Origin of the sequence: Halobacterium zhouii (assembly GCF_021249405.1) — an archaeon.
In the GTDB taxonomy this organism is placed as follows: domain Archaea; phylum Halobacteriota; class Halobacteria; order Halobacteriales; family Halobacteriaceae; genus Halobacterium; species Halobacterium zhouii.
The window spans coordinates 2,408,170-2,423,928 of sequence record NZ_CP089593.1; the positions used below are offsets into that span (position 1 = coordinate 2,408,170).

The 15,759-nt window shown below is 70.8% G+C and carries 16 protein-coding genes; 9 read left to right on the forward strand and 7 right to left on the reverse strand.

The features are described from left to right. The first annotated feature begins 106 nt into the window (after positions 1–106). The 4 genes from LT970_RS12585 (at position 107) to LT970_RS12600 (ending at position 3,807) form a co-directional block, all read left to right on the forward strand. Positions 107–973, forward strand: a complete 867-nt coding sequence (locus tag LT970_RS12585; RefSeq protein ID WP_232686825.1) for a hypothetical protein — start codon at positions 107–109, stop codon at positions 971–973. Positions 974–1,062: 89 nt separating this feature from the next. Beyond that, a complete protein-coding gene (locus tag LT970_RS12590; protein ID WP_232686826.1) occupies positions 1,063–1,977 on the forward strand; it encodes an extracellular solute-binding protein in 915 nt (304 codons plus the stop codon). After that, entirely contained in the window at positions 1,952–2,761 is an 810-nt protein-coding gene (locus LT970_RS12595; protein WP_232686827.1) for an ABC transporter permease, read from the forward strand. The genes LT970_RS12590 and LT970_RS12595 overlap by 26 nt, the downstream gene beginning before the upstream one ends. Before the next feature lie 2 nt (positions 2,762–2,763). Further along, positions 2,764–3,807 carry an ABC transporter ATP-binding protein gene (locus LT970_RS12600; RefSeq protein ID WP_232686828.1) on the forward strand — a complete coding sequence of 348 codons (1,044 nt, stop codon included), beginning with the start codon at positions 2,764–2,766 and terminating at the stop codon, positions 3,805–3,807. A 51-nt stretch (positions 3,808–3,858) separates the two neighbouring features. Here LT970_RS12600 and serB read toward each other — a convergent pair whose 3' ends face one another. The 3 genes from serB to LT970_RS12615 form a co-directional block, all read right to left on the reverse strand. Next, the gene (gene serB, locus LT970_RS12605; protein ID WP_232686829.1) at positions 3,859–4,497 is read right to left on the reverse strand and encodes a phosphoserine phosphatase SerB; all 639 of its coding nucleotides are present in this window, start codon (positions 4,495–4,497) and stop codon (positions 3,859–3,861) included. Between the two features lie 67 nt (positions 4,498–4,564). Beyond that, positions 4,565–5,443 carry a hypothetical protein gene (locus LT970_RS12610; RefSeq protein ID WP_232686830.1) on the reverse strand — a complete coding sequence of 293 codons (879 nt, stop codon included), beginning with the start codon at positions 5,441–5,443 and terminating at the stop codon, positions 4,565–4,567. Between the two features lie 70 nt (positions 5,444–5,513). Beyond that, positions 5,514–6,425, reverse strand: a complete 912-nt coding sequence (locus tag LT970_RS12615) for an alpha/beta fold hydrolase (RefSeq protein WP_232686831.1) — start codon at positions 6,423–6,425, stop codon at positions 5,514–5,516. An 84-nt stretch (positions 6,426–6,509) separates the two neighbouring features. Here LT970_RS12615 and LT970_RS12620 point away from each other — a divergent pair, with 84 nt between their 5' ends. The 4 genes from LT970_RS12620 to LT970_RS12635 all read left to right on the forward strand — a co-directional run bounded on the left by LT970_RS12620 (position 6,510) and on the right by LT970_RS12635 (position 10,668). Then, complete coding sequence (locus tag LT970_RS12620) at positions 6,510–7,178, forward strand: helix-turn-helix domain-containing protein (RefSeq protein ID WP_232686832.1); 669 nt, start codon at positions 6,510–6,512, stop codon at positions 7,176–7,178. A 158-nt stretch (positions 7,179–7,336) separates the two neighbouring features. After that, on the forward strand, positions 7,337–8,920 hold the full coding sequence (gene serA / locus LT970_RS12625; protein WP_232686833.1) for a phosphoglycerate dehydrogenase: 1,584 nt from the start codon (positions 7,337–7,339) through the stop codon (positions 8,918–8,920). 36 nt (positions 8,921–8,956) lie between these two features. Beyond that, positions 8,957–9,406: an acyl-CoA thioesterase gene (locus LT970_RS12630; RefSeq protein ID WP_232686834.1), complete on the forward strand. Its 450-nt coding sequence runs from the start codon at positions 8,957–8,959 to the stop codon at positions 9,404–9,406. An 86-nt stretch (positions 9,407–9,492) separates the two neighbouring features. Further along, entirely contained in the window at positions 9,493–10,668 is a 1,176-nt protein-coding gene (locus LT970_RS12635) for an MFS transporter (protein WP_232686835.1), read from the forward strand. An 18-nt stretch (positions 10,669–10,686) separates the two neighbouring features. Here the strand turns inward: LT970_RS12635 and thrC are convergent, their stop codons facing one another. Beyond that, positions 10,687–11,940, reverse strand: a complete 1,254-nt coding sequence (thrC, locus tag LT970_RS12640; RefSeq protein WP_232686836.1) for a threonine synthase — start codon at positions 11,938–11,940, stop codon at positions 10,687–10,689. A 229-nt stretch (positions 11,941–12,169) separates the two neighbouring features. Between thrC and LT970_RS12645 the strand changes: the two genes are divergently transcribed. Continuing rightward, positions 12,170–12,646, forward strand: a complete 477-nt coding sequence (locus tag LT970_RS12645; protein ID WP_232686837.1) for a histidine kinase — start codon at positions 12,170–12,172, stop codon at positions 12,644–12,646. A gap of 9 nt (positions 12,647–12,655) precedes the next feature. Here LT970_RS12645 and argF read toward each other — a convergent pair whose 3' ends face one another. From argF to LT970_RS12660, 3 genes are read right to left on the reverse strand one after another with little or no spacing between them, the layout of a single operon-like run. Beyond that, complete coding sequence (gene argF, locus LT970_RS12650) at positions 12,656–13,579, reverse strand: ornithine carbamoyltransferase (protein ID WP_232686838.1); 924 nt, start codon at positions 13,577–13,579, stop codon at positions 12,656–12,658. Further along, complete coding sequence (locus LT970_RS12655; RefSeq protein ID WP_232686839.1) at positions 13,567–14,622, reverse strand: [LysW]-lysine hydrolase; 1,056 nt, start codon at positions 14,620–14,622, stop codon at positions 13,567–13,569. The genes argF and LT970_RS12655 overlap by 13 nt, the downstream gene beginning before the upstream one ends. Then, entirely contained in the window at positions 14,619–15,731 is a 1,113-nt protein-coding gene (locus LT970_RS12660; RefSeq protein ID WP_232686840.1) for an aspartate aminotransferase family protein, read from the reverse strand. The genes LT970_RS12655 and LT970_RS12660 overlap by 4 nt, the downstream gene beginning before the upstream one ends. Between the last annotated feature and the right edge of the window lie 28 nt (positions 15,732–15,759).

Sequence of the window (15,759 nt, forward strand, 5' to 3'; positions counted from 1 at the left end):
TGACTTTCTCGCCACTGACTTTCTCGCCACTGACTTTCTCGCCACTGACTTTCTCGCCACTGACTTTCTCGCCACCTCTTTCTACGCGGGTCGTGAACCCGAGCGCATGGCGACCGGCGTGGAACGAGAATCGCGGCTCCGTGCGGCGCTCGCGGCCGCCGGCAGGCCGGCTGACGCCGCCGCGCTTGCGGTCGTTCCCGCGCTGTTACTCGCCGCGTTCGCGCTCCCCGAGGCGACCCGGGTCGGCCTCGTGCTCGACTACGAGTCGCCGACCATCGCTTCGATGTACGCCTCGCACTTCGTTCACTTCTCGGTCGCGCATCTCGCCACGAATCTCGCGGTGTACGCGCTCGCGGCGGTGCCTGCGTACTGCTACTGCGTGCTCGCCGGCCGACGAAACGACTTCTTCGCGGCGTTCGTCGTCGTCCTGACGGCGTTCCCGTTCGCGCTCTCCGCGCTGAACGTCGCGCTCGTCCGGCCCCGCGTCGGCTACGGCTTCTCCGGGCTGGCGATAGCGTTCGTCGGCTTCCTCCCGGTCGCGCTCGCGTTGTACGCCGGCGAGCGCGTCGCGCCGGCGGTGACACTCGACCACGCGCCGCTGCTGTTCTTCGTCGGGGTTGGCGTCACCACCGCGCTCGTCGCGACCGCGGGCTCACCGTCCGCGCTCACGCTCACGGCGCTCACCGCGTCCGCCGCGGGGGTCGCACTCTACGGCGCGTCACTGTGGCGCGCGCTCGGCGCGAGTGGTTTCCGGCGCGCCGCCGCCAGCGTCGGCGACGCGGAGTTCGCGGCGGTCGGCGTAGTCCTCGTCGTGCTGTTCCCGTTCGTCGCGTTCCCCCAGGACATCGCGGTGCGCGGTGGCGTGCTGAACGTCTACGCGCACCTGCTGGGCTACTGTCTGGGGTTCATCGTGCCGTTCGCCGCGCTCCGGGTGGCGCCGTCGACGACCGGGGGCGCACGCCCGCGGCAGTAGTAGTCTGAACGGTGGACGCGGGCGTCGTACCACCAGTCTCGAACGCTGTTCGGAGTCACTCTTATACGTCACTCACGGAAACGTAGTGTATGGCCGCTGGCGATGCGTCGATTTCTCGCCGGGAGGTGCTCACCGGAACGACCGCCGTCCTCGGTGGTATCGCCGGCTGCACCACGACCCTGGGTACACGCGGGTCGACCCCGGTCTCGATGCTCGCCGCCGGAAGTCTGAACAACGCGCTGGAGAACGGCCTGAAGCCGCGCGTCGACGCGACGCTGCAGGTCGAAGCCCACGGCTCCGCCGAAGTCGCGCGCCTCGTCGCGGCGGGCCAGAAGGACCCCGACGTGGTCTCCGTTTCTGACCTCGCGTTGTTTGCCTCGCCACTGCAACCGCCGTGGTTCGCCGAGTTCGCGACGAACGCCATCGTCGTGGCGTACAACGCCGACACGGAGGGCGGTCAGCGAATCGCAGATGCCGGCAGAGACGGCTGGTACCGCCCACTACTCGGCGGTGAGGTCGCACTCGGGCGGACGGACCCCGACCTCGACCCGTTGGGCTACCGAACGCTGTTCGTCCTCGAACTCGCGTCCCGGTTCTACGACGCGGACGCCGACCTCCGGGACGCGATTCCCCGCCGGCGGCAGGTGTACCCGGAAACGCAACTCGTCAGCCAGTTCGAGACGGGCGCCATCGACGCGGCGATCACGTACCGGAACATGGCCGTCGAGCGGGGGTACGACTACGTCGAGTTGCCCGCCGAAATCGACCTCAGTGACCCCGCGTACGCCGACAACTACGCGACGGCCACCTACGAGTTGCCGAGTGGGATGGTCGTCGAGGGCGGCGTCGTGAACTACGCTTCGACCGTCCGCCACGAGTCACCGGCAGTGTTCGACGTGTTCGACGCCCACGTCACGGGCGACTACTTGACCGACTTCGGCTTCACCGTCCCGGACGACTATCCACGATTCACTGGCAATGTTCCCGACAGAGTCACGAACTGACGGCGCCACCGGGCGCTTCGACTGGTTGTCAGTCACGTTCCTGCTCGGTGCGGTGTTGCTCTGTTACTACCTCGTGCCGCTCCTCTCGCTCGTCGTCAGCCAACCGCCCGGCGTCGTCCTCCGCCGCGTCACTGCGCCGGACGTCGTCTCCGCCGCGACGACGTCGCTCACCGCGTCGCTCGCGAGTGCGGCGATAGCGACGGTGTTCGGCCTGCCGCTCGCGTACTGGCTGGCGCGGACTGACAGCGAGGCGAAGACGCTCGTGACCGCGCTGGTCGTGTTACCGCTCGTCCTCCCGCCCATCGTCAGCGGGATGGTGCTGCTCACCGTCGTCGGCCCGGAGACGCTCCTCGGGGAGTTCGCCGCGTCCAGCGGCCTGCCGCTGACGCGTTCGACTGCGGGCGTCGTACTCGCACAGACGTTCGTCTCGTCGCCGTTTCTGGTGGTCACCGCCAAAGCGGCCTTCGAGAGCGTCGACGGGAGCCTCGAGTACGCGTCGCGTTCCCTCGGCAAGAGCCGACTCGCGACGTTCCGCCGGGTGACACTCCCAATCGCATGGCCGGGTATTCTCGCCGGCATCACGCTGGCGTTCGCCCGCGCCATCGGCGAGTTCGGCGCGACGCTCATGCTCGCGTACTACCCGCGAACGATGCCGGTGCAGATCTGGGTCTCGTTCACCACACTCGGCCTGGAGAACGCGTTCCCCGTCGCGGTCATCCTCGTCGGCATCGCCGTCGCGACCCTGCTCGTTCTCAACGCCCTCGGCACGAACCCCCTGGAGTGACCATGCTCGAACTGACTGCCCTCTCCAAGACGTACGACGGATTCGACTTCGGCCCGCTAGACCTCTCGCTCGGCGACGAAGTGCTCTCCGTGCTCGGGCCGTCGGGGAGCGGCAAGACGACGCTGCTCTCGCTCGTCGCGGGACTCGTCACCCCCGACGCGGGCGACATCTCACTCGACGGCCGCCCGCTCGTCGGACGCCCCGTCGAGGCGCGACGAACGGGCCTCGTGTTCCAGGACGGCGCGCTCTTCCCGCACATGACCGCCCGCGAGAACGTCGCGTACGCAGCGACTGACCCGTCGTGCGTCGACGAACTCGCCGAGCGTCTCGAGATAACGGATGTCCTCGACCGCCGGCCGTCGACGCTCTCTGGGGGCGAACGACAGCGGGTGGCCCTCGCTCGCACGCTGGCAGCAGACCCCGCTGCACTGCTGCTCGACGAACCGCTATCCAGTCTCGACGCGCCGATTCGCCGGCGCCTGCGGGACGAACTCCACTCCCTGTTCGCGTCCCTCGACATCCCCGTCGTCTACGTCACGCACGACCAGCGGACCGCGACGGCGCTCGGCGACCGAATCGCCATCCTCCGGGACGGCGCCGTCGAGCAGGTCGGCACGCCCGACGACGTGCTCGACCGCCCGCAGACCCGGTTCGTCGCCCAGTTCACGGGGAACGAGAACATCTTCGAGGCGGACGTGGCCGACCACTCCGAATCAGGCACGACCCTCGAAATCGGCGGGGTCGTGCTCCAGACAGACGCGTCGAGCGTCGGCGCCTCCTCCGTCACGGCCTGCGTCCACCCGTCGCGTGTGCAGTTGCGAGCGCCGAGCGAGGACGGCCATTCGAACCGCGAGAACGCGCTCTCCGGGACCATCCGCCGGTGGCTCAACGAGGGTACCGAGTACCGGGTGGTCGTCGACGTCGACGACGCACCGCTCTCGCTCGTCGCCACCGTTCGACCTCGGACCTTCGACGCGCTACCTGCGGAGTCCGGCGCGCCCGTTAGAATCGTGATTCCGTCCGGCGCTGTCCACCTGATTCGATGACTGCGGGGCGGTTCCGTGGCGCCGACTCGTCGAGTGCGGCACTCGAATCGCTCAGTCGAGCACGCCGCGTTCGCGCAGTAGTTCGTCCAGTTCCGCCATCGACGAGACGGCGACGTCGCAGTGCTCGCGCACCGCCGGTTTCGGGTCGAACCCGACGCCGAGGGCCGCTGCCTCCAGCATCGGCACGTCGTTCGCGCCGTCGCCCACCGCCACCGCCTCGTCCACCGCAACGTCGAACGCCTCGCAGGCATCGGCGAGCGCGTCGTCCTTCGTGCCGTCGACGAGCGGCCCGCTGACGGCGCCCGCGAGCTCCCCGTCGGCCTCCGGGAGTCGGTTGCCGACGACGCGGTCCACGTCCACGCCCGAGGCCTCGAGCGCGGCCTCAACACCCGGTTCGAACCCGCCGGTGAACACGACCACGCGGACGCCCGCGCCGCGGAGGTCGGCGAGCAAGTCGCCCGCACCCTCGCGCAGTCGGACGTTCTCGTAGACGTCGCGCGCCTCGTCGCTGGACAACCCCTCGACCAGGTCGGCGCGCTCGCGCAGGCTCTCGGCGTACGACAACTCGCCGTTCATCGCGCGCTCGGTGATAGCCGCTACTTCGCTCCCGACGCCGTGCCGGGCGGCGAGACGGTCGAGCATCTCGGAGTCTGCGAGCGTACCGTCGAAGTCGAACGCGACGAGCCCCATCGCCGGGTGCTACGGAGCGAGCGCCTTAACGAATTGCGTCCGCAGCAAGTGTTCCGAGCGACGCGGCTCAGGGGTCCGCGAGGAACTCGCTCGTCCGCTGGCCGACGCCCCGCTCGAACGCCTCGACATCGACGGGCGGCCGTCCGTCGCAGAACGTCGGCGCGTGCTCGCGGTACACACCGTCGAGCACGCGCTCCCGCACGGCGTCGAACGAGACCGACTTCCCGTCCGCCTCGAGCGCCTGCTCGGCCCGCCGGTATCGCGACTCGGGCGCGTACTCGGCGACGGCGTCCTCGACGGAATCACCCTCGCCGGAGTTGCTCGCGGCGTCACCGGCCGCTGCGTCGAGCACGGCGTCGTTCTCGAGGACGGCCTGTTGGCCGGTCTTGTTCCGGAGGACGACGCCGGCGACCGGGCCGTCGCGCCACGCGGAGTCGGGGAACTCGTAGCCCGCGGGGTCGAAGTCGACCGCGCGAACCTCCTTCGCGACGGCGTTTACCGGTGTGAGTCCGAGGGATTCGGCGACCTGTTCGACGCGCGCGAGTGGAAGGAACTGGCCGACGCTCGCGTCCTCGCCGTCGTCGCCACCAGCGTCCGCGTCGTGGACGTCCGTGACGAGCACCGAGGGCAGGCGCTCCCAGCCGTAGTCGAGACGGTTCCGGTGGGTAGCGAGGCCGAGGAACGTCACGGCTTCCGTGTCACCGACGGCGTTCCGGAGTGCGCCGCGGTCGAGCGCGCGCTGGACGTGGTGGACGGCGTGGCGGTACGCCCGCGGCGCGTCGTCGCCCGCGAACTCACGCCTGTCGTCCCCGAATCGGAGACTAGCATCGGCACGCAGTCGGAACCTGAACGGGTGGCCGTCGACGAACTCCTGGAGCCAGAGATGGCCGCCGTCGAGCAGTTCGGGCGCGTCGTCGATGCGAGGGGGAACCGGAGCAGTCTGCATGCGGTCGCATCGACGTTCGAGCGCCCGGCACTTGAACGATGCCCGGGCGAACCGGGGGCCGTTGCCCACGCTACTCGTCGGGCGCGTACTGCGAGAGGACGCCCTCCCGGCTCCGGACGAGCGCACCCAGGTGGTCGGCGTCCCCGAGCACGCGGAGGTCACAGTCCGGGAGCGCGTCGGCGACGCGGCGCGCACCCGCCAGCGGGACATTCTCGTCGTCCCCGCCGTGCCACCACCGCACCCGGCAGTCGACCGACGCAAGCGAGACGTCCCAGTCGTCGCGAGCGTGCCGGAACTCTCGGACTGCGCCGGCTCGACTCCGGGCGAAGGCCTCGAGGAAGTCCTGTTTCACGACGTTTTCGACGTCCCCGGGGAGCGCGTCGCGCCCGTCCTCGGTGGTGTACTGCGCGAGGACGAACGACGGCGAGAGCCGGCGCGCCAGCCACGCCTGTCCGCGTAGCAGGCCGGCCAGCAGGCGCGGCGTACTGCCCGCCAGCCCGCCGAGCACGCGCTGCGGGGTCGGCGTCTCCTCGCGGAGCGGCGCCGGCACGCTGCCGGACACCACGTCGACACCGCGGACGCGGTCACCGGACTCCGCGGCCGCCGCGAGCGCGTGAGGTGCGCCGCCGGAGAACGCCACGACGCCCGCGCGCTCGACGCTCGCGTCCGCGAGCACTGCTGCGAGCACGTCGGCGGTGTCGGCCGGCTCGTACCCCGGCCGTGTAGGCGACCGGCCGTACCCTGGTCTGTCGAATGCGAGCACGCGAACCCGTTGCTCGCGGGCCGCGTCGTCGTACAGTTCGGCGAGGCGTCGCGACCCAGGGGTGCCGTGGAAGAACACCACCGGTTCGCCCGCCGGGTCGCCGAACGCCGCGTAGGCGACCGGCTCACCGTCGACTTCCACAGTCCGTATGCCCGCAGGCGTCTCGCTCGTTCCGGGCGGGGGTCCGTCGCTCGAATCGGCTGGCTGCGTGGCGCTCATACCTCCGCGTTACCGCCCCTACGGCGAGCCAGTTCCGCCGGACACATGCGGCCTTTTATGACATGGCGGCTGCTCAGCGTGGCTGTGAAACGCGCCACGCTCACCGCGTCGTACCCGCCCGACCTCACGCATCCGGTCCACCGCGAGGTGGTTGAACGGGACGCCGTCTCGCGCGCCGACGTCCTGACGTGGGGGCCGGTCGGGAGCGCCACCACGCTGACGTGGTTCGACGCGGACCGCGAGACGGTCGGCGCGCTCCTCGACGCCGTCCCGCCCGTCACCGGGGCCACGCTCGTCGCGGGCGACGACGGCACGTACGCGTTCACGCGGCAGTCCGAGTACGGGTTCGCGGCCGAACTCCTCGAGTTGGTCGCCAGCGCGGACGTCGCGTTCCTCCCGCCGCTCACGTTCCGCGGCAACCGCACCGCGCGCTTCGAGGCCGTCGGCCCGTCCGCGGCGCTCGGCGCGTTCTACGACGACCTCTCGGCCCGACTCGACGTCACGGTAGCGTCCGTCCGGGACGTCCGCCGCGACGGCACGCCCGCGGCGCTCACGGACCGCCAGCGCGCCGCGCTCGACGCCGCCGTCGACCTCGGCTACTACGAGGTGCCCCGGGCGGCGTCCGTCGAGGACGTCGCCGAGGCTCTCGGTTGCGCGTCGAGTACGGCGGGCGAACTCCTCCGGAGGGCCGAGGCCGCCGTGATCGGCGACGTTGCGGGGAGCGACACCGACCGTGACGCCGGCGCCGAGTAGCGAGGCAATCTCTGCCGGAACCGGGCGTGGCCGTGGTCAATTCCGGCGCCTCCCTCACGACGAAATGCGAGAACGTGCAACGACGGGCGGGAATCGAACTCCCGTCAATACGTGCACCTGCGCAAACGCTTATCCTCGCTCCCGCCGACCCACATTGCATGAAGGTACTCGTCACGGACCCAATCGCGGACGCCGGCCTCGAACGCCTCCGCGATACCGGGTTCGACGTACAGACGGCCTACGAGGCGGACGGCGACGACTTACTGGAGGCGGTCGCCGGCGCCGACGCGCTCGTCGTGCGGTCCGGGACCGAGGTCACTCGCGAAGTGTTCGAGGCCGCGCCCGACCTCGCCATCGTCGGCCGCGCCGGCATCGGCGTGGACAACATCGACATCGACGCCGCCACCGACCACGGCGTGATTGTCGCGAACGCCCCAGAGGGGAACGTTCGCGCCGCCGCCGAGCACACCGTCGCGCTGGCGTTCGCCGCGGCGCGCTCGGTCCCGCAAGCCCACGCCCGCCTCCGCGACGGCGAGTGGGCGAAAGGCGAGTTCCTCGGCGCGGAACTCGACGGCAAGACCCTCGGCGTCGTCGGCCTCGGGCGCGTCGGCCAGGAGGTCGCCAGACGACTCGGCGCGTTCGGCATGGACCTCGTCGCCTACGACCCCTACATCGGCGAGGAGCGAGCCGAACAACTCGGCGCGGAACTCGTCGAGTTCGACGAGTGCGTCGAGCGCGCGGACTTCCTCACCGTCCACGTCCCGCTCACGGACGAGACGGCGGGCCTGATCGGCGAGTCGGAACTCCGGGAGATGGCGGGCGGCTACGTCGTGAACGTCGCGCGGGGCGGCGTCGTCGACGAGGACGCGCTCGCCGAGGCCGCCGACGACGGCACGCTCGCCGGGGCCGCACTCGACGTGTTCGAGGAGGAACCGCTGCCCGCCGACTCGCCGCTGCTCGACGCCGAGAACGTCATCGTCACTCCGCACCTCGGGGCGTCCACGCGGGCCGCACAGGAGCACGTCGCCACCGCCACCGCCGACCAGGTCGTCGCCGCGCTCCACGAGGAACCCGTGGTGAACGCGCTGAACGCGCCGAGCGTCGAAGAGAGCGCGTTCGACCGCATCCGACCGTACGTTGACCTCGCCGAAACTGCGGGGAAGGTCGCCGCGCAACTGTTCGACGGCCGGGTCGAACGCATCGACGTCCGCTACGAGGGCGACGTCGCGGAGGAGAACGTCGAGTTGGTCACCGCGAGCGCCCAGCAAGGCGTCTTCGCCCCCCTGGAGTGGAACGTCAACGCGGTGAACGCGCCCCGGGTCGCCGAGGAGCGCGGCATCGAGGTGACCGAATCGAAGACCCGCCAGAGCGAGGACTTCCAGAGCCTCGTCTCCGTGACGGTCGGGGATAGTGAGAACGACCTCACCGTCTCGGGCACGCTGTACGCGGGCGACGACCCCCGTCTCGTGAAAATCGACGGCTACCGCGTGGACGCCATCCCGCACGGCCACATGCTCGCCGCGCGCAACCGCGACGAACCCGGCGTCATCGGGTTCGTCGGGACCGTTCTCGGCGACGCCGGCGTGAACATCGCGGGGATGTTCAACGCCCGAGAGACCATCGGTGGCGAGGCGCTCACCGTCTACAACCTCGACGAACCCGTCCCAGAGGACGCCCTCGAGGAACTGCTCGCGGACGACCGCATCACCGACGTCCGGAGCATCGAACTGAACGGCGAGTAGGCGAGCAGTTTTGTCGGCCCCGTCCGTTCGTCCGCCGTGCCAAGCGTCACCGACACGTTCATCGAGAACCGCGTGCGCGTCCAGCCAGACGACACCAACAACTACGCCTCGGCGCACGGGGGCAACGTCGTCAAGTGGATGGACGAGGTGGGCGCGATGTCCGCGATGCGGCTCGCGGGCGAGACCTGCGTGACCGCGCGCATCAACAGCCTCGACTTCGAGCAGCCGATTCCGCGCGGCGACATCTGCGTCATCGAGTCCTACGCGTACGCGACGGGAACCAGCAGCATCCGGGTGCGACTTCGCGCGTTCCGCGAGGACCCGCGGACGGGTGACGTCGAGCAGACGACGAGTTCCTACTTCGTCTTCGTCGCGGTTGACGAGGAGATGAAGCCGAAGCCGGTTCCCGACCTCGTCGTCGAGACGGAGCGCGACCGACGACTCGAGCAGTCGGCGCTCGCCGGCGAGCGTGAATCCTCCGACTAGTCGTCCCTCACCGAGCGAGCGCATCAATTCAGGGGCGTTTAGCCGCTTCCGTGCGCCTCAAATACGCCCCCACCCTCCCACTGGTAGTGACAGAGACGGCGACCGAGGAGCGACTGGTGACGGGGTACGCGGGCCGCCTGTTCGTCGGCGCGTCGGTCGGGTGGCTCGCCATCCAGGGCGGCCGGCTCGTGCTCTCGACGACGCTGACCGCCGTGAAGGCCGACCTCCACATCACGAACGCGCAGGCCGGCGTCGCGTTCACGACGCTCTGGGGGTTGTACGCGCTCCTCCAGTACCCGAGCGGCCGCCTCTCGGACGCGCTCTCCCGGAAGACGCTGCTCACGGCGGGTCTCGCGCTCGCGGCGGTCGGGTTCACCGCGCTCGCCAGCGCGCCGTCGTACCTGTTGTTCCTGGCGGGCGCGGCGGTCGTCGGCGCCGGCGCCGGCCTCTACCCGACCGCCGCCCGGGCGCTCGTCTCGGACCTCTACACCGCCAAGCGCGGCCGCGCGTTCGGCCTGCACACCGCCTCGGGCGACATCGGGGGCGTGGCCGCCGCCGGCCTCGCCGCGGTCGCGCTCTCCGCCGCGACGTGGCGCGCCGCGTTCCTCCCCGTCGTGCTCGTCGTGGCCGCCGTCCTGCTCGCGCTCCACCTCTGGAGCCGCGAACCTTACGTCTTCGAGCGCCGCCCGCTACACGTCCGGCAGACCCTCTCCCGCCTGCTCGGCGCGCCGCGGTTCCGGTGGCTGCTCACCGCGTACGCGCTGTACGCGTTCACCTGGCAGGCCGTCGCGGCGTTCCTGCCGACGTACCTGGAGGCCGGCAAGCAGTTCGCGCCCGGCGTCGCGCAGGCCGCGTTCGCGGTGCTGTTCGGCGTCGGCGCGGTCGTGAAACCCACCGCGGGCGCGCTCTCGGACCGCGTCTCCCGTCGGACGCTCACTGCCGCGAGCGTCCTCGTCGCCGCGGCGGCCCTCGTGGGCGTCGTGCTCGTCGACTCTCCGCTCGCCGCCATCGTCGCCGTCGTCGTGTTCGCCGCGGGTCTGATGTCGTTCCCGCCCGTGATGCAGGCCCGCCTCATGGACGCTTTCCCCGACGACTCGGCGGGCGGTGATCTCGGCGCGATGCGCTCGATCTACGTCGGCCTCGGTGCGCTCGGCCCGACGTACGTCGGCGCTACCGCGACGTACGTGGGCTACCAGGCCGCGTTCCTCGGCCTCGTCGTGGCGCTACTCATCTGCGCGGGAATCGTCGTCGCGGACCCGTAGCCCGCTGAGAACGGCGACTCAGTCCCGGATCGCGTCCAGAACGCCGTCGGCGTCGGCAGGGACGGAGACCGGCTTCCCACCGGCCGCGGCCGCCGCGTCCGGATCCTTCAGCAGGTGACCGGTCGTCAGACAGACGACGCGCTCGCCGGAACCGATCTCGCCGCGTTCCCGGAGTTCGAGCAGCCCCGCCACCGACGCGGCGGAGGCGGGTTCGACGCCGACGCCGTCCTCGGCGAGCAGTCGCTGGGCGTCGGTGATGGCGTCGTCGGAGACCGCGACCGCCGTGCCGCCCGTGTCGTAGATGCCGGGCAGGGCCTTCGGCGCGTTCACGGGGTTGCCGATGCGGATGGCGGTCGCACGCGTCTCCACGTCGTCCCAGCGCTCGACCTCGTCTGCGCCCGCCTCGACGGCCTCGACCATCGGCGCCGCGCCCTCGGCCTGCACGCCCGTGAGCGCCGGCATCTCGCTCTCGTCCATCTCGCCCGCGGCGACGAGTTCTCGGAAGCACTTGTACAGCGCCGCCGTGTTCCCCGCGTTCCCGACCGGGAGCACGATCCGGTCGGGCCACTCGCCGGTTGCAGCGCGGGACTGCTCCAGGATTTCGAGGCCGATGGTCTTCTGGCCCTCTAGTCGGAACGGGTTGAGGCTGTTCAGCAGGTACGCCTCCCCCCTGTCCGCGAGCTCCGCGACGACGTCGAGGCAGTCGTCGAAGTTACCGTCCACTTCGCAGATGCGCGCGCCGTGGAGCGCCGCCTGGGCCACCTTCCCCGCGGCCACCTTCCCGGCGGGCAACAGGACGAGCACGGGCGTATCGGCTCGCGCGCCGTACGCCGCGAGCGCCGCGCTCGTGTTCCCGGTGGAAGCACAGGCGAGGCGGTCGACGCCGAGTTCCTCGGCGACGCGCACGCCGACGGTCATCCCGCGGTCCTTGAAACTCCCCGTCGGGTTCGCGCCCTCGTGTTTCACGTGGAGGTCCGCGACGCCCGCCTCGGTCTCGATGCCGGGCACCTCGTACAGCGGCGTGTTCCCCTCCCGAATCGAGACGCCGGCGTCGAACGGGAGCGCCGCGCGGTAGCGCCACACGCCCTCGCCCGAGAACTTCTCGAACGTCGGATAGTCGGCGTATCTCGCCTCCAGCAGTCCGCCACACTCCGAGCACCGGTAGACGATGCCGTCGAAGGGCGCGAGCGTCGCGCCGCACTCGACGCACGCCAGCCACGTCCCGTCGTCGGCGCACGCGGGCGCGTCCCCGCCCAGGCGCAGGTCTGTCATTGTCGGTGGTGCGGGACGCTCGTACAAGAAGTGGCTGGTCCCTGCCGTACTTGCGACCCGAACAAGCCTGTGCCTCGCCGGCGTCACAGCAGAGGACGGCCCCACCGACCGTTCGATCACCGCGACGATTCGGTCGCCCGGTAAGCCTGGTGTTCGGGGAGCGTAACGTCGGCTTTCCGTAAGTACGTCTTTTGTCGTGTGCGCCGTCCCTCCGGCAGAGGCATCCACCATGGCCGAAACCCAGACGGAGACCGAGGCGCGCAGGCGGCGAGGGATTCGAGGGAGTGCCTGGCGCGCCGGCGTCGCCGCCGGGATACTCGGCGGCATCGCGATGGCCGTCGTCATGACGTTCACGATGGCGGACGTCCTCGAGAACGCGATCGCCGCCGTGGTCGGACTCGACGGCGGCATCGTCGGGTGGTTCGTCCAGATGTCCATCGCGGCCGTCTTCGGCGTCGTCTTCGCCGCCCTGATGACCGAGGTGCCGGCCCTCGAGCGCTACCTCGACAACCCCTCGGTGGTCGCGTCCCTCGGGGCGGCCTACGGCGTCGTGCTCTGGGTCGTCGTGATGGCGCTCGCGATACCCGCGTGGCTCGAGGTCGTCGGCGGCGCGGAACTCGCGTTCCCCTTCCTCACGGCGGCGGGGTTCGTCGTCTACCTCACGTACGGGTTCGTACTCGGCGGAACGTTTCCCTACCTCCGGTAGCGAGCGCGCTCACGTTCTCTGTGCTTCTGCGAACGAAGAACTGTGACTCGTCTGCGTGAGCAGCGCGACGAGCAGCGCCTTCTGTGCGTGCAGGCGGTTTTCCGCTTGCTCCCACGAGACCGACTGCGGGCCGTCGACGACGTCAGCTGTCACCTCCTCGCCGCGGTGAACGGGCAAGCAGTGCATGAACTGCGCGTCTCCGAGGAGTTCCTGGTCGACCTGGAACCCCTCGAAGGCGGAGAGGCGCTCCTCGCGTTCGGTCTCGTCGCCCATGCTCACCCAGACGTCCGTGTACACGACGTCCGCACCGGCGGTCGCCGCCTCGGGGTCGGTGCCGACCGACACGGAACCGAACTCGCGAGCGCGGGCGAGCACGTCGTCGTCGAAGCCGTACTCCGGCGGTGTCGCGGCGCGCACGTCGTAGCCGGCCATCGCCGCACCGACGAGGAACGAGGCGCCGACGTTGTTGCCGTCGCCGACCCACGCGACCGTTCCCGTCTCCCCGACTACCTCGCGGAGCGTCAGCAGGTCGGCGAGCGTCTGCGCGGGGTGATGGCTGTCCGAGAGGCCGTTGACGACTGGGCTCGCGGAGTGCGCGGCGAGCGTCTCCAGGTCGCCGTGGTCGGAGACCCGCGCCATCACGGCGTCGGCGTACCGGCCGAGCACGCGCGCGGTGTCCGCGACCGGTTCGCCGCGGCCGAGTTGGATGTCGTCGGCGCTGAGGAAGACGGCGTGGCCGCCGAGTTGCGTCATTCCGACCTCGAAGCTCACTCGCGTTCGCGTCGACGGCTTCTCGAACAGCATTGCGAGGGTTCGGCCGCCGAGCGCCTCGTGGGGGATGCCGTCGGCCTGCGCGCGCTTCAGCGCGGCCGCGTCGTCGAGCACGCTCGCGAGTTCGTCCGGTGTGAGGTCGTCGATTTTCAGGAAGTGCATAGCCGTTGTGCTGTCGTCGTCAGTACGTCCACGCCGCGGTCGAAGTCGGCGAGGTCGATGCGTTCGTCGGGCGCGTGGTCGAGCGCCGAGTCGCCCGGGCCGTACGTCGCCACCGGGCAGTCCCACGCGGCGGCGTAGAGGTTCGCGTCGCTCGTCCCGGTTTTCCGGAGGTGCGCCGGGTCGCCGCCCGCGTCACGGATGCCGGCCCGGAGCGCGCCCGCGACGGTTGTCCGCGGGCTCACCATCACGGGCGGAACCGAGTCGTCGCTCCACGCCACCGCGCCGACCTCCGTGCAGTCCGCGACGGCCGCCCGCACGTCGCTCGCGGTAGTGCCGGGCGGCAGGCGGAACTGCGTCTCGACGGTCGCCGTGACGCTGCGGCCGTCTTCAGCGAGGCCGCCGTCGAAGTCGACGGGTTTCACCGTCACCGACTCGAAGACGGGGTCATCGTCGTCGAAGGCCGATTGCACGCGCTCCGTCCACGCGACGGCGTGCTGGACGGCGTTCGGGTCCGGGCGCGAGGAGTGCGCGCTCTCGGTGGCGACGGTGTAGGTGCCCGTGAGGAACCCGCGGTAGCCGAGCGTCACGGCGTCCCAGCCGGAGGGTTCGCCGTTCACCACGGCGTCGGGTTCGGTGCGGTCCTCGACGAGGTGGCGCGCGCCGGACGAGGTCGTCTCCTCTTCCACGACGCCCGCGAACGACGCGCCCGTCGCCACGCTCGCGGCCGCCATCGCGGCGAGCGGGCCGGTGGCGTCGACGCTCCCGCGCCCCCACAGTTCGCGTACGACGGTTTCGCCGTCTCCCTGCGGTGTCTCCGACGTCGCTCTCTCCTCGCGCACGTCGATGTGGCCGGGGACGGTGTCGATGTGGCTCGTGAGCAACACGCCGTCGTCGCCGGGGGCGCGAACGTTCCCCGCGTCGTCGAGCCACGCGTTGCGGCCTGCGTCCTCGAAGTAGTCGACGAGAACGCCGGCAGCGTCGCTCTCTCCACCCGAAACGGAGGGGGTGGAGACGAGTTCCCACAGCAGCTCTCGGGGGGTCACAGCACCCCCTCCAGCGCCCCGACGGCGCGGTCAATGTCAGCCTCCGTAATCGACAGCGGGGGGAGGAACCTGAGGGTCGTTCGCCCCGCCGGGAGCGCGAGCAACTGGTGGTCCATCGCGAGCGCGCGGAGCGCGCGCATCGCCCCCCGTTTCACCTCGACCCCGACTAGCAACCCGGCGCCGCGAACGTCGCGAACCGGCAGTTCGGACAGTTCGGACTGGAGGTAGCCGCCGAGGTCTCCAGCGTGGGTCGCCAGGCTCTCGCGTTCGAGCACGTCGAGCGTGGCGAGCGCCGCCGCACACGGAACGGGACCGCCGGAGAACGTCGACCCGTGGTCGCCCGCGTCGTCGGCAATCCAGTCCGCGCACACCGTCGCGCCAATGGGGAGACCGCTGCCAAGTCCCTTCGCGACGGTGAGCACGTCGGGTTCGACGCCGGCGCGCTCGCACGCCCACAGCGCTCCGGTGCGGCCGAGTCCCGTCTGGATCTCGTCGAGCACGAGCGCCGCGCCCGTCTCGTCGCAGGCCTCGCGGGCCGCGGCCAGGTAGCCGTCCGGTGCGGGGCGGACGCCGCCCTCGCCCTGCACTGGCTCGAGCAGCACGGCGGCGGTGTCCTCGTCCACGGCGTCCGCGAGCGCGTCCGCGTCGCCGTAGTCCACGAACTCCACGTTGTCGGGCACCGCGAAGCCGTCGCGGTACTTCTGCTTCCAGGTGGCCGCGAGCGACCCGAGCGTGCGCCCGTGGAACGCGCGCTTGGTCGCCACCACCGTCTCCCGGTCGGTGGCGTGGCGCGCGAACTTCAGCGCCGCCTCGTTGGCCTCCGTGCCGGAGTTACAGAGCCAGACGTTCGAGAGCGCACCCGGCGCGAGCGCTGCGAGGCGGTCGTACAGCGCCGTCCGCGTCTCGGTGGGGTACGAGCCCTGCACGAACAGCAGGTCGCTGGCCTGCTGTTCGACGGCCGAAACCACGTCGGGGTGGGAGTGGCCGACCGGGGCGCACGCGTACGACGCCCCGAAGTCGAGGTACTCGCTCCCGCCCGAATCGTACAGGTGGACGCCGTCTCCCGACTCGATCTCAATCGGTTTCTCACCGAAGACGAATCCGCTCATGCTGCCTCCACGCCGCCGACGGTGCCAG

Excerpts from the sequence above, each read along its gene's own strand:
- LT970_RS12610 (WP_232686830.1), bottom strand. The coding sequence starts at position 5,443 with ATGCAGACTGCTCCGGTTCCCCCTCGCATCGACGACGCGCCCGAACTG.
- LT970_RS12615 (WP_232686831.1), bottom strand. The coding sequence starts at position 6,425 with ATGAGCGCCACGCAGCCAGCCGATTCGAGCGACGGACCCCCGCCCGGA.
- thrC (WP_232686836.1), bottom strand. The coding sequence starts at position 11,940 with ATGACAGACCTGCGCCTGGGCGGGGACGCGCCCGCGTGCGCCGACGAC.
- argF (WP_232686838.1), bottom strand. The coding sequence starts at position 13,579 with ATGCACTTCCTGAAAATCGACGACCTCACACCGGACGAACTCGCGAGC.
- LT970_RS12595 (WP_232686827.1), top strand. The coding sequence starts at position 1,952 with ATGTTCCCGACAGAGTCACGAACTGACGGCGCCACCGGGCGCTTCGAC.
- LT970_RS12585 (WP_232686825.1), top strand. The coding sequence starts at position 107 with ATGGCGACCGGCGTGGAACGAGAATCGCGGCTCCGTGCGGCGCTCGCG.
- LT970_RS12600 (WP_232686828.1), top strand. The coding sequence starts at position 2,764 with ATGCTCGAACTGACTGCCCTCTCCAAGACGTACGACGGATTCGACTTC.
- serB (WP_232686829.1), bottom strand. The coding sequence starts at position 4,497 with ATGGGGCTCGTCGCGTTCGACTTCGACGGTACGCTCGCAGACTCCGAG.
- serA (WP_232686833.1), top strand. The coding sequence starts at position 7,337 with ATGAAGGTACTCGTCACGGACCCAATCGCGGACGCCGGCCTCGAACGC.
- LT970_RS12660 (WP_232686840.1), bottom strand. The coding sequence starts at position 15,731 with ATGAGCGGATTCGTCTTCGGTGAGAAACCGATTGAGATCGAGTCGGGA.
- LT970_RS12645 (WP_232686837.1), top strand. The coding sequence starts at position 12,170 with ATGGCCGAAACCCAGACGGAGACCGAGGCGCGCAGGCGGCGAGGGATT.
- LT970_RS12590 (WP_232686826.1), top strand. The coding sequence starts at position 1,063 with ATGGCCGCTGGCGATGCGTCGATTTCTCGCCGGGAGGTGCTCACCGGA.